The organism is Burkholderia sp. BCC1993 (assembly GCF_905339865.1).
Taxonomy (GTDB): domain Bacteria; phylum Pseudomonadota; class Gammaproteobacteria; order Burkholderiales; family Burkholderiaceae; genus Burkholderia.
The window spans coordinates 556,615-569,920 of the sequence record NZ_CAJPGZ010000001.1; the positions used below are offsets into that span (position 1 = coordinate 556,615).

The window sequence follows — 13,306 nt, forward strand, 5'->3', positions numbered from 1 at the left end:
CGCTTGCAGACGGTCCAGCCGGACGATCAGTCGTCGTCGCGGCTCGCCACCTTCTGCGTCACGCCCCTGAGCTTCGGATACGGCTGCGATCCCATCATGCCCTTCCACAACACGCGGTTGAACTGATCCGCCGGCACCTCGTCGGCATCGTCGAAGTCGAACTTCGCCGTCACCTTCGCCCAGTACGCCGCGTCATGCTTCGGCGTGACGTCCGGCCCGGCCGCGTAGTGCAGCAGGTTCTCGCCCGCCCCTTCGGCCAGGCGCAGCCCGGTGCCCTTCAGCGCCGTCGACGCGACGGCCGTGTAGGTCCACGACGCCGGGCCGTGCACGTCGAACACGTCGGTCATCGGCCGCTGGTATGCGGTATTCAGGTTCATGTGCTGCGTGCCGAGCACGTCCTCGATGGTGCGCAGCGCATTGACCTGGCTGTAGCGCGTCCGGATCACCGCGCCCTGCTTAACGTACGGCCCGACGATGTACGCGGGCCCGCGATGCGAATCCACGTGGTCGGGGCCGTCCTGCACGTCGTCCTCGGTCACGACGATCAGCGTGTCGTTCGCATACGGGCTCTTCGCGACGGCTTCGACCAGCCGGCCGACCGCCAGGTCGTTGTCCGCCTGCTGCGTCTCCGGCGTGTTCACGCCGGCGAACGCCGTGCCGAACGCCCCCATGTGATCGTGCGACAGGCGCACCAGCGACAGCGTCGGCAGGTTGCCGCCCGCGACGTACTGATCGAACTCGCGTTTCCACTCGTCGAGGCGCCACTGGTCCGGATAGTTCTGGTCGAAACCGCGGAAATACACGTCCGTCATCGACGCGAGCCGCGGGTCGAGCGCCGCGGCCTGGACAACGCCGGCCGCGTGCGGATCGACGATCGGGTTCGCGGCCGTGCCGATGCTGCCGATGTTGTTCACGAGGAAACCGTAGTTGCGGACCGTGCCGCCGCCGGCCAGCACCGCGTCGAAGATGTAGCCGCGCTGGCGGCCGAACGGCGCGTCGGACGACGCATGGTTGCCGGTGCCGGGCAGCAGGTTCGCCGCGCCGCCCGGCAGGGCGGCGGCCGCGTTGCTGTAGTTCGTGGTGCCGGCCGGGCCGGCGGCCGCATCGCGCTGCTGCACCGTCTCCCAGTTCACCGGCACGTTGCGGTTCGTGCCCTCGCTCTCGTATGACAGGCCGCGATTGACCGCCGCGTAGTTGATCTGCTGGGTGATCGTCTCGGTGTTGGTGACGCGCCCCTGCAGCGCCCACGACCAGCCGTCCATGCTGCCGTCGCCCGGGTTCATGAAGTTGTCGAGCGTCACGAACTGGCTCGCCAGGCGATGGAAGTTCGGCGTGATGTTCCGGCCGAACTGGGCGAGCTTCGGATCGCCGTTGGCGCCGTTGCCGATGTCGCCGAGCACCTGGTCGAACGTGCGGTTTTCCTTCACGACGTAGATCACGTGCTTGATGTGACGGCGCAGGAAGCCCATCACTTCGTTGTCCCTGTCGTTGTCTTCCGGGCGATAGAAGTTGTTGCGCGCGGCCTGCTGCGTCAGCGTCGGCAGCTCGTGGGCCGCCGGCACCGGCGCGCTCACGAGCGACGCGCGCTCGAGCTGGAACTGGTATTCGTTCGACGCGTGCGACGCGGCGGACTGCGCCGGCGTCGCGCCGAACAGGTGGTCCGGGTTCGGGCCGGTGGTGCTCTTGCCGTTCACCACGTACATCCACGTGCCGTCGGCGCTGAACGTCACGTCATGCGGCTCGAACGCGGTCGGAATCAGGCCGGTGACGCGATACGCGCGCTCGCCGACGAGCGGGATCACGGCAATTTCGTTCGCGCCGGCATTGGTCGCATACAGCGTGCGGCCATCGCGCGACAGCGTGACCGCGTACGTCGCCGCGCCCGTGTGCGCCTGGCCGTGCGCCAGCACGCCGGCCGGCGCGCGCGCGTCGATCCGGGTCACGACCGCGTTGGTGTTCGTGTCGATCACCGCGACCTGGTCGGCGTTGTCCTGCGCGACGAACAGCCTCGACTGCGACGCGTCGAGCGTCATGCCGAGCGCATTGCCGTCCAGCTTGATGCGCTTGAGCAGGCGGCCCCGGGACGGCGACGACACGTCGATCGCGACGATCTCGCGATCGCGATCCGACGACACGTACGCGACGCCGCTGCCCTTCATCACGACCGCGAACGGGAACGTGCCGCCGGCGTCGCCGCTGCGGCCTTCGTTGCCGGAGAAGAACGGCCGCAGGTCGTGCTCGTAGCGCACGTTGCGGGTCGCGGTATCGATCACGCTGATCGAATCGTTGTAGTTGTTCGCGACGACGAGCGTCTTGCCGTCGGCCGACAGCGCGAGCCCGGCCGCATTCGGCTGCACGCGGATGCCGACGCCCTTGCCGGCGTGGCCGAGCGCGATCGTCGTCGACAGCGCCCATGCGCCGCCCTGCTGCGCGTAGACGTAGACCGCATCGTCGCTGCCGCCGGTCGCATAGAGCGTGCTCCCGTCATGCGAAAACGCGAGGCCGACGAACGCATTGGTCTGCTGAAGCACCTGCCTGAGCACCGGGCGCGTCTTGTTCGCGCCCGCGACGTCGTACAGGAAGATGAACTGCGTCGAGGCCGCGGTGTCGACCGAACCGTCCGGCTTGTACAGCGAGTTCTGGCCGGCGGTGATGATCGCCAGCGTCTTGCCGTCCGGGCTCAGTTGCGAGCGCACGGCTTCTCCCGCGACGAAATGCGGATAGGCCGGCAGCCCGGGATTCAGGAACTGCTGGACTGCGCCGCGCACGGCGAGCGGCGTGACGAACTGACCGCTCGGCACGCGGGTGGCATCGGCGGCATCGAAACCGTCCGCATGCGCGTGCGACGCAAGCAACACGGCCGACATGAAGGCTCCGAGTCGGAGCGCGCGCTTGACCTGGCTATTTTTCATAGGAATCCTCTGTACTGATGGGGCGATTACCGTCTGACGTGTCCGGCATGATCCTGGCCTTGTCTGCCCGTGTCGCGCGGTGGCGAGGGCCCTTGCCAATCGATCGAGTGCGTTGCGTCGGCGATCGCCGACGTGCCGGCATTACATCGCCGCCCAATGTCAAGCGGATGACCGGCTCCGTTGCGGGCCGGCTTCTTACACATCGTTACAGCGAAGGCACTTCGATGACAGCCATCGCGGTGTCATCGTGGCCGTGAGGCCTCGCCCTCAAGGCGTCCACCGGTAAACGGTGATGCTGTTCCCTTTCACGTTGTTCTTCGTCACCACGTACTCGCCGTTCGCGCGACGGTATGCACGCACGCTGTACATCGCATCGATCGCGCTGCTGGTATCCACGGTCGCCGGGCTCGCGTTGACGAGCGTCGTGTCGAGATTGCCGGTGTCGAGATTGAATGCGTCGATGTTCGGCCACAGCGGCCCGCTGCTGCTGAACCAGTAGCCGACGAACAGGTGGTTGCCGGCCGCATCGATCGACTTCGCGCCGCTGTGCGGCAGCGTGATCACCGGGTTCGGCTTCGTCGTGTTGCCCGCGCGCCAGCCGTGATACACCTCGATGCGCGTGCCGATCGACGTCCAGTCGGTACTGCCGACGACGCCCTGCGCGAGCACCATCGTGTCGCTGTCGGCGAGATAGACGATGCGCGTGAGCGGCTGGATGCTGGCCGGCACCGGCGTCGGCACGCCCGGCCCCCACGACGGTTTGCCGCTCGCATCGAAACCGGTCAGCGGATAGTGATAAATGGCGCCGGTCTTGTCGAGGCCGGCCCATACGCCGCCGTTGCTGTCGAGGCTGAAGCCGGCCGACACGCGCCGGGTCGTGTTGAACGCGGGCCCGGGGATCGATCCGTCCGGAATCGCGACGTAGCCGCTGGCCGCGTTGAAGTGGAAGAAATAGTAGACCGGCGGATTCTGCCCCGCCGCGACGAGGATCCGGTTCGCGCCGACCGACGTCAGCAGCCCGAAGTGCTCGTCGCGCTGCGTGTCGCCCAGATTGATGCGCGGGTCCGACGGATACGTGAACGGATCGACGGTGTTCGCGACGAAGGTGCCGCCCGCGGTGCCGCTGTACACGTGCGTGCCGCTGTAGAACAGCGCGCCGTCGGTGACCGGATCCGGTGCGGCGATGCCTTCGAAGTTCAGCGACTGCAGCGTCCACCGCAGGCTGCCGGTGCTGCCATACGCGTGAATGTCGGTCGCGCCGTTGCGGCCGAGATCCCAACTGCCGCCCCACGGGTTGTTGAGCACGTACAGGTTGCCGGCCGTGTCCTTGCCGATGCCGGCCACGCGGGTGAAGCGCTTCGCGCCGACTTGCCCCTTGGTGCCCGTCGTCGTGTCGAGATAACCGCCGCGCACGCCGAACGTGCCGGCCAGCGCGGGCCGGCCCGCGACGGTATAGCGCTTGATGTTCATGTCGGGGCCTTCGTCGCCGACCATCAGCTGCCCCGCCGCCGCATCGAAACAGAGCGCCGACGGTTGCGACCCGGCGGCCAGCCGGATCGTGTTCAGCAGCGCACCGGCCGGGCTGAACTCGACGACCGCGCCCGCACTCTTCTGCGCGACCCAGACGTTGCCCGCACCGTCGACGGCGAGCGCGCCGGGCGCCGATACGCCGATATCGCGCTGCCACACGCCGTCGGTCGTGAAGACCCGCACGCGGTTGCCGTAGAAGTCGCTCGCATAGAGCAGCGAGCCGGCCGTGGCGAGCCCGGTGACGACGTCGATGCGCGGCTGGTTGGTCGCCGCCGTGACCTGAATCAGCTTGTCGCGGAACCGCGTCGCGCGGTTGTAGCGCCCGACCGCGCCGCTGCCGTATCCGTTGCCGGGCTGCAGCGCGACGAACAGCGACGTCGCGTTGCCCGTGATCGCGCTGCCCTGGAATTCCGAGTGCGTGCCGATCGAGCCGGCGCTCTTGCCGTTCTGGTAGATCGCGACGCCGCCCTCGTCCTCGTCCCACATCGACGCGGTGTAGATCACGCCTTCGGGCGCGACCCACATCGAACGCGCGACGTTGCCGACGTGCGCGGCGAGCGTGCCGTAGGTGTTCGCCAGCCAGTCGGTGGTGTTGCCCGCGTATCCGGCCGGCGCAATCGTGGCGATCGCGGCGGCGAGCAGCACGGCCTGAATCGGTTTTCCGGCGACCATGGCTGATGCTCTCCTGAATGGTGGAATCATTCACATGAGGGGGCGACCGGATGGTTTGAAATCGGCAGTGCGTAAATACTGCCGCTTAAATCATCCGGTGCAGTCGGTATTACATCGCGCGCGCATTCGATAATCGGCTGCAGCGAGAATAGCGTTATATAAATCGAAAAAAATTGCAGACCGCCCGCGCAGACGGCGCGCGCGATTGCGCGAGAGTGAATGACCACTTACGCGTGTACCTTGATATCGAGGAAATCCAGCGTTCGTCGACGGGAATATCACCGCGGGTCCGAATGCGGCGTATCGGGAATGGGGAGGTTTTTCGGCGGATCGGGAAAATCGCCGGAGGCCGGTAAAGGAACGACTGCTGGCGGGTATTGCCGGCAGGTATTGTTAGCAGATATTGCACCGGCCTGTATCCAGGCCGGCGCACATCATTTCATTTGAAACAGGGAAATCACGCGGACGTCGCCGTCTCCCGCGCCTCCACCTGCTTGATCTCGCCGCCGCCGTCCGGATCCGCGTCGTCGCGCGAATCGCCGAGCTGGCCTTCCCACTTCGCGACCACCGCAGCCGCGATCGAGTTGCCGACCGCGTTGGTGGCCGAGCGCCCCATGTCGAGGAACATGTCGACGCCCATGATCAGCAGCAGCCCGGCTTCCGGCAGATGGAACTGGCCGAGCGTCGCCGCGATCACGACCAGCGATGCGCGCGGCACGCCCGCCATCCCCTTCGACGTCACCATCAGCATCAACAGCATCGTGATCTGCGTGCCAAGCGGCAGGTCGATCCCGTACACCTGCGAGATGAACAGCACTGCGAACGTGCAGTACATCATCGAGCCGTCGAGGTTGAACGAGTACCCGATCGGCAGCACGAAGCTCGAGATCCTGCGATTCACGCCGAACCGGTCGAGCGCGTCGAGCAGCTTCGGATATGCGGCTTCGGAGCTCGCCGTCGCGAACGACAGCAGGAACGGCTCGCGAATCAGGCGGATCAGCGTGAACGCGCGCTTGCCGAGGAACGCGACGCCGGCGAGCGTCAGCACGCCCCACAGCAGCGCCAGCGCCAGGTAGAAGCTCGCCATGAACTTCGCGAACGTGAGCAGGATGCCGAGCCCTTCCGTCGTGATCGTCGACGCCAGCGCCGCGAACACCGCGACCGGCGCGAACCACATCACCGCGCCCGTCACCTTGAGCATGACCTGCGCGAGATCGTCGATCACGCCGGTCAGGCGCTTGCCGGCGTCGCCGAGCGCGGACAGCGCGGTGCCGAAGAAGATCGAGAACACGACGATCTGCAGGATCTCGTTGTTCGCCATCGCCTCGGCGATCGATTTCGGCACCAGGTGGACGACGAAATCCTTCAGCGTGAATGCGCCCGTCTTCAGGTTGAGCGCCGCATCGGCGGCCGGCAGCGGCAGGCTCAGGTGGCTGCCCGGCTTCAGGATCGTCGCGGTGATCAGGCCGAGCAGCAGCGACGTGAACGACGCGATGAAGAACCAGCCGAACGCCTTCACGCCGACGCGGCCGACCGACCCGCTGTCGCCCATCTGCGCGATGCCGACCGTCAGCGTCGCGAACACCAGCGGCGCGATGATCATCTTGATCAGGCGCAGGAATACGTCGGACAGCAGCGACACGTAGCCGGCGACTTCCCTGGCCATTTTCGGGTCGGGAAACGCGCTATGACAGGCGTAGCCCACGGCAATGCCAAGCACCATCGCGATGACGATGTACTTGGTGATGTTGTGCTTCTTCTTCATTAGCAATCCAAATTACAGAACGGGTGTTTCCAACGGCAGGTCGATCGCCGGCATTGAAACGGGAACGGAATTCCGCGAGCGCGGCGCGCCGTTTCAAGTGCCGGAGCCCGTCCGTGGGCATGGCCACGGCGAACGGGGGAGGCATTCTATCGCAAACGCCGGACAATCTTTCAAATATGAAAGCTTCGGGCTTCGGGCTTCGGGCTTCGGGCTTCGGGCTTCGGGCTTCAGGCTTCAGGCTTCAGGCTTCGGTCTTCAGGCTTCGGTCTTCAGGCTTCGGTCTTCAGGCTTCGGTCTTCAGGCTTCAGGCTTCAGGCTTCAGGCTTCGGCTTCGGTCTTCAGGCTTCGGTCTTCATGCACCGTCGCGCCGGCCCGTCAGCTCGGCCTTGCGCGTGGCGTCGACGACCCCGCGGCGTGACGCATCACGCAGGCGACGTGCCGGGTCGCGGCATGAACCGGCACAGGCACAGCGGCACCACGACCAGCGCCGCGCCGGCGAGAAACGTGGCCGACGCGCCGAACCGCGCCCACAGCGCGCCGGCGATGCTGCTCGCGAGCAGCATGCAGATGCCGCTCACCAGGTTGAATACGCCGAACGCGGTCCCGCGCAGCGTGGCCGGCGAGGTTTCCGACACCATCGCGGCGAGGATGCCCTGCGTGAAGCCCATGTGCAGCCCCCACACGGCCACGCCGGCGAACATCGAGAGCGTCGACGTGCCAATGCCGAGCAGCAGGTCGGCCGCGATCAGCAGCGCCATGCCGGCCGCGAGCAGCACGCGGCGATCGAGCCGGTCCGACAGGACGCCGACCGGCCAGGCGGACAGCGAATAGGCGACGCTCATCGCGACCATCACGCCCGGGATCCACGCCGCATCGAGCCCCGTCTGCTGCGCACGCAGCACCAGGAACGCCTCGCTGAAGCGCGCGAGCGTAAACGTCGCGCCGGCCGCGACGACGAACCAGTAGCCGCGGGGAAACTCGCGCAGCGCGTTCCAGCGCAGCGGCGAGCGAAAGTGCCGGTCCGGTTTCGACTGCTCGGGCTCCCGTACGCCGAAGACGATCAATGCGATCGCGACGAAGGCCGGCACCACGGCGAACCACAGCACGGTCCGGATGCGGTCCTCGAACCAGAGCATCAGCACGATCGCGAGCATCGGCCCGAGAAACGCGCCCACGGTATCCATCGACTGACGCAGGCCGAAGCAGGCGCCGCGGATTTCGGGCGGTGCGACGTCGGCCACCAGCGCGTCCCGCGGCGCGCCGCGTATTCCCTTGCCGACGCGGTCGAGCAGACGGGCCGTCACGACCACGGCCGGCGTGGACGCCAGCGGAAACAGCGGCTTGGTCAACGCCGCGAGGCCATAGCCGATCAACAGCAGCCCCTTGCGACGCCCGATCCAGTCGCTGATCGCGCCGGAGAACACCTTGACGATCATCGCCGTCGCTTCGGCCGCCCCTTCGAGCACGCCGAGCGCGGCGACGCTCATGCCCATCGTCGACACCAGATAGATCGGCAACAGCGCATGGATCAGTTCGGACGACAGGTCCATGAAGAGGCTCACGAGGCCCAGGGCCCACACGGTCCGTGGAATCGCGGGCTTGCCGGCAATCGGGGTTGGAGCGCTCATGATCGATCTGCATCAAGGTTGCGGGCGGTGCGACGTGCCGCGGGGTTCCATGTCCCGACAGGCGCGCCGCGTCGCGGGAACACGTCAGCGGCCGGTAATCGGCACACCGCGCGGCAGGACTCGCGTGACGATGCCGTTTGCCCGGCCGTCCGCCACCTCGACACGCGGCGCGGCCGCAGCCAGTTCCGCAGGCCGCGCACGCCGGCGGTATCCGACCGGTTCGTGACACCGATCGTGACGAGATGCCACGGCCGCCGGAAGGTCTCAGGATACAGTGCGCCATGCCAGACCGGCACGCGTGCCGCCCCGCCGGTCACCACCTCGTAGCCGGATCGCCAGAGTCGCAATACCGAACGGTTCGATAGCCGTGCCGGATCGATCCTGACGAACCTCCCAGGGCGACGCGCCCGGCTGGCGCTTCACCCGCCCTCATTGCCTGGACGCATGCCGTGCTCGTCCGAATCCGGGACGGACGCATCGTTCGGCAGCAACAAACATCAGACAAAACAAGAATCTCGGTTATCGCGCGACACTTGTTGACCCTCCCTTCCTTTCAAATGATAATGCGTCGCGTTACGCGATTACGAATCATTACACAGGGCAGGTTGGGAAATGAAACACGTGTTGCACCCGGCACGACGGGCCATTCTGGCCGCCATCGCATGCCAGCCGATCATGGTCGGCGCGGCCTTCGCACAGGAAAACGCAAGTGCACCGACCGGCACGGCCACCGACGTGTTGCCGGCGGTATCGGTGAACGCCAGCGCGCTCCGCGATCCGGGGGAAGGCTACAACCCCACGAACGCGGTCAGCGCCACCAGGATCGACGCGTCGCTGCGCGATATCCCGCAGACGGTGAACGTGGTCACGGCCGAAGTGATGCGCGACCAGCATGCGAACTCGCTGCAGGACGTGCTGAAGAACGTCGCGGGCGTCGGGTTCTCGACCGGCGACGGCCAGCGCGACCAGGTGACCATTCGCGGCTTCTCCGCGATTGCCGACCAGTTCGTCGACGGCATTCGCGACGATGCCCTGTATTTCCGCGATCTCTCGAACGTCGACCGGGTGGAAGTGGTCAAGGGCCCGGCGGCCGTTCTTTACGGCCGCGGATCATCAGGTGGACTAATCAATCGCGTGACGAAAAAACCCGGGATCGACGTGACCAACTTCGGGATCAGCTACGGTTCGTGGGCCGATCGCCGAGTGGAGGCCGATGTCGGGCGCGTCCTCGCGAACGGCGCGGCCGCCTTCCGGATCACCGGGGCCCACGAGGAAGCGAAGAGCTATCGCTCGCAACAGTTCCTGAATCGCACGGCGGTCGCGCCGTCGTTCGAGTTTCGCATCGCGCCGAAGACGACCGTCCTGCTGCAGGCGGACTACCTCGAAGATCGTCGCGTGACGGACTTCGGCATTCCGGCCTATCACGGGCGACCGGTCGACGTGCCGGCATCCGCGTATTACGGCGCGGCGAACGCCGGCGACGTGGACTATACGCGATCGCGGGTCTATTCGAGTACCGCGACGATCAAGCACGAGTTCAACGACCAATGGTCGATCCGGAACGCCACCCGCTACTATCACTACTCGCTCGACCGGAACAACACGCTGGTCGGTAGCGTCAACGAGGCGGCCCGGACGTTCACGCTGAATCACGGCAACGTCTATCGCGAGGAACACGGCTGGTTCAACCAGACCGATCTCACGCAGAAGGCCACGCTGTTCGGCATGAAGCACGAATTGCTGTACGGGATGGAATTCGGCCAGCAGAACAAGGATCTCGTCAGCTACTCGGCGCCCGTCACCGGCGCGAACGGCAAGCCGATGAATTTCGACCTGTTCGCGCCCGCCCTTCCGACGCTGCCGCTGCACACGTCGACCACGCCGACGGCCAACAACCTCGGCATCTTCAAGACCCTCGGGTTCTACACGCAGGACCTGATCAGCTTCAACGAGCAGTGGAAGGCGCTGCTCGGCATCCGCTACGATCGCTTCGAGCAGGAGACGCTCGACCGCCGTCCGAAGCAGCCGGGCCTGTCGCGCACCGATACGGCGTGGAGCCCGCGCGTGGGCCTCGTCTGGCAGCCCACCCGAACGCAGTCGTATTACGTGTCGTGGAGCCGCTCGTTCCAGCCTTCCGGCGAAGCGTTTTCGCTGGCGGCCAACAATGCCGAACTCGCTCCGGAAACCACGACCAACACCGAGATCGGCGCGAAATACGACTGGCTCGGCGGCAAGGCCACCGCGACGATCTCGGTGTTCCGGCTGGACCGCAGCAACATCAAGGTCGCCAATGCAAGCAACACGGCGCTGATTCCGATCGGCGAGCAGCGGACCGACGGCGTGGAACTCAGCGGGGCTGCGGAACTCGGCCACGGCTGGCGCGTGCTCGCGGGCTACGCCTACCTGGATGCCACCGTCACCCAGTCGACGGCCGCGTTGCAGGGCAAGCGCGCCACCCTGACCCCGCGCCACTCCGGCAATCTGTGGCTCACCAAGAATCTCGGCAGCGGCTTCGGCATTGGCGGCGGCCTGAACCTCGTCGGCGCGCGCATGGCCGATCCGCAGAACACGGTGACCCTGCCGGGTTACGTGACGGCCGACATGATGGCCTGGTATGCGCACGGGCCGATGTCGCTCCAGTTGAACCTCTACAACCTGTTCAACAAGGGCTATATCGTGTCGGGCCACGGCTCGAACCCGAACCTCAACATGCCGGGGGCGCCGCGCAGCGTCATGGCGACGTTGCGGTACGAGATGTAGAAGCGGCGCAGTCCCGACGAGGCGTGCCGGGCGGATCGACGACCGTCTCCGGCCGCCGCCTCGGCAATACCGGATCACGAGTGTCCTGATCCGCGCGACGGCGCGCGGACGACGCACATTGTCCGGCAAACGCATTCGTCGGGAATGCACCGGCGTGGCGGGACCGGTTGATGCAAGCGACGCGGTCGGCACGCGCAACGACACACACGTACCGCGCACGCGCGACTTCGCGCATACCTCGACGTCAAGCCCGCGTCAGCTTCGCATGCCGCCGCGCGCGGTCGTTCACGATTTGATGGCGCCGGTGATCCGTCATCTTCTTCCAGTCGCGCGCTTCGTCGCGCGTTCGCAGGCATGCCACGCAATAGCCGGTGCGACCGTCGAACGAACACACGTCGACGCAAGGGGACTTGACCGCCATGCTTATCGCCCTCGCGTCGCGGGCACGACTTCGACGGTCACGTGCGACAGGTTCCTGAACCGCTGCAGCACGCCGTGATAGAAGCGCGCATCGCGCCTCGGATCGTCCGTCACCACCGACACGACCGCACTCATGTGTCCCGGCCCGAGCCGCCACACATGCAGGTCGCCAACCCGGTCGCCGGTGCCTTCGATCGCACCGCGCACGTTGTCCGTCAGGCGGCGATCCGAATTCATGTCGAGCAGGATCCCGCCCGTATCGCGCATCAGGCCGTACGACCAGTTCGCGATCACCAGCGCGCCGATGATGCCGGCCAGCGGATCCATCCAGACCCAGCCGAACGCGCGCGCGAGCAGCAGCCCGACGATCGTCAGGACGGAGACGGCCGCGTCGGCAATCACGTGGATGTATGCGGAGCGGATGTTGTGATCGCGCGCCGCCGCCGCGGACGTGCGATGGTCGTGCTCCTCGAACGCCAGTTCGTGCCCGCGGCCGTTCAGCCGGACGATCGCGTTGAATTCATGCGGTTCGGGAATGGCTTCGGTCGACTCCAGATAGCCGCCGCGACTTTGCATCGCGAACACCTGACGGCTGCCGTCCGGGCGGATCGTCGTCACCGACACGGCGCTCGCATCGACGAGCTTCGTCTCGTGCGTCGCAGGCGCGACGCGGAACACCGGCGGGACGCCCTCCTCGAACACCGACACGACGAATACGCCCTGCTGATCGAAGATCTGGTGCGCTTCCTCTTCGTGCTCTTCGTGATCGTGATCGTCATGACCATGCCCGTGATGATGACCGTGATGATGGCCATGACCGTGCCCATGACCATGATGGTCGCCGCTCAGCAGCCAGACGCTCGCGATGTTGACGAGCAAGCCGGCAACCGCGATAGGAATCGCCTCGCCGAAATGAATCGGGACCGGGGCGAGCAGGCGTGCGACCGCCTCGTACCCGATCAGCAGCGCGATCATCGCGAGCACGATCGCGCTCGTGAAACCCGCGAGATCGCCGAGCTTGCCCGTGCCGAACACGAAGCGCGGGTCGCGCGCATGCTTGCGCGCGTAGGTATAAGCGAGCGCGGCGATCAGCATCGCGCCCGCGTGCGTCGACATGTGCAGGCCGTCCGCGATCAGTGCCAGCGAACCGAACAGTGACCCGCCGACGATCTCCACCACCATCATCGCCGCGCACAGCGCGATGACCATCCAGGTCCGGCGTTCGTTCTGCTCGTGCGCGGCGCCGAGAAAGATGTGGTCGTGCCCTGCGCCGAAGGCGTCGTTGCTGAAGCTGTTCATTCCGCCTCCGGTTACTTGAAGTAGCTGTGCACGACTTCGATCAGCTGTTCGGTCGCGCTGCCTTCGTCGTCGTGACCTTCGGCGTCGACCAGATGGCTGCGGATGTGATCCTCGAGCACGACCGCGAGCAAGCCGTTCATTGCACCGCGACCGCTCGTGATGAGGCGGAGGATTTCGTTGCAGCCGCGCTCGTCCTCCAGCGCGCGTTCGATCGCTTCGACCTGCCCTTTGATCCGGCGGACACGGTTCAGCAGCTTCTGCTTTTCCTTGATGGTGTGGCTCATGGTGGTCCCTTCATATACCGGGGGGGACTATATATC

The 13,306-nt window shown here is 66.2% G+C and carries 9 protein-coding genes; 2 read left to right on the plus strand and 7 right to left on the minus strand.

All coding sequences use genetic code 11. The annotated features are described in order from the left end of the window. Nucleotides 1-26 precede the first annotated feature (26 nt). The 3 genes from U4Y91_RS02585 to U4Y91_RS02595 all read right to left on the minus strand — a co-directional run bounded on the left by U4Y91_RS02585 (nt 27) and on the right by U4Y91_RS02595 (nt 6,879). Nucleotides 27-2,912, minus strand: a complete 2,886-nt coding sequence (locus U4Y91_RS02585; protein ID WP_415750438.1) for a beta-propeller fold lactonase family protein — start codon at nt 2,910-2,912, stop codon at nt 27-29. A gap of 267 nt (nt 2,913-3,179) precedes the next feature. After that, nucleotides 3,180-5,114 carry an SMP-30/gluconolactonase/LRE family protein gene (locus U4Y91_RS02590; RefSeq protein ID WP_321803073.1) on the minus strand — a complete coding sequence of 645 codons (1,935 nt, stop codon included), beginning with the start codon at nt 5,112-5,114 and terminating at the stop codon, nt 3,180-3,182. Between the two features lie 457 nt (nt 5,115-5,571). Continuing rightward, complete coding sequence (locus U4Y91_RS02595; protein ID WP_321803074.1) at nt 5,572-6,879, minus strand: dicarboxylate/amino acid:cation symporter; 1,308 nt, start codon at nt 6,877-6,879, stop codon at nt 5,572-5,574. Between U4Y91_RS02595 and U4Y91_RS02600 the strand changes: the two genes are divergently transcribed. Continuing rightward, nucleotides 6,842-7,297, plus strand: a complete 456-nt coding sequence (locus U4Y91_RS02600) for a hypothetical protein (RefSeq protein WP_321803076.1) — start codon at nt 6,842-6,844, stop codon at nt 7,295-7,297. The two genes, U4Y91_RS02595 and U4Y91_RS02600, sit on opposite strands and share 38 nt — an antisense overlap. Before the next feature lie 4 nt (nt 7,298-7,301). Here U4Y91_RS02600 and U4Y91_RS02605 read toward each other — a convergent pair whose 3' ends face one another. Beyond that, nucleotides 7,302-8,507 (minus strand): MFS transporter, encoded by a 1,206-nt coding sequence (locus U4Y91_RS02605; protein ID WP_321803078.1) that lies wholly within the window; start codon nt 8,505-8,507, stop codon nt 7,302-7,304. Between the two features lie 612 nt (nt 8,508-9,119). Between U4Y91_RS02605 and U4Y91_RS02610 the strand changes: the two genes are divergently transcribed. Further along, nucleotides 9,120-11,267 (plus strand): TonB-dependent siderophore receptor, encoded by a 2,148-nt coding sequence (locus tag U4Y91_RS02610; RefSeq protein WP_321803080.1) that lies wholly within the window; start codon nt 9,120-9,122, stop codon nt 11,265-11,267. A gap of 244 nt (nt 11,268-11,511) precedes the next feature. On the opposite strand, the gene U4Y91_RS02615 is transcribed toward U4Y91_RS02610, so the two are convergent. From U4Y91_RS02615 to U4Y91_RS02625, 3 genes are read right to left on the minus strand one after another with little or no spacing between them, the layout of a single operon-like run. Beyond that, entirely contained in the window at nt 11,512-11,688 is a 177-nt protein-coding gene (locus U4Y91_RS02615; protein WP_185500436.1) for a DUF1289 domain-containing protein, read from the minus strand. Nucleotides 11,689-11,690: 2 nt separating this feature from the next. After that, nucleotides 11,691-12,986 carry a CDF family Co(II)/Ni(II) efflux transporter DmeF gene (dmeF, locus tag U4Y91_RS02620; protein WP_321803081.1) on the minus strand — a complete coding sequence of 432 codons (1,296 nt, stop codon included), beginning with the start codon at nt 12,984-12,986 and terminating at the stop codon, nt 11,691-11,693. Between the two features lie 11 nt (nt 12,987-12,997). Continuing rightward, nucleotides 12,998-13,270 carry a metal/formaldehyde-sensitive transcriptional repressor gene (locus U4Y91_RS02625; RefSeq protein ID WP_124612821.1) on the minus strand — a complete coding sequence of 91 codons (273 nt, stop codon included), beginning with the start codon at nt 13,268-13,270 and terminating at the stop codon, nt 12,998-13,000. Nucleotides 13,271-13,306: the final 36 nt, after the last annotated feature.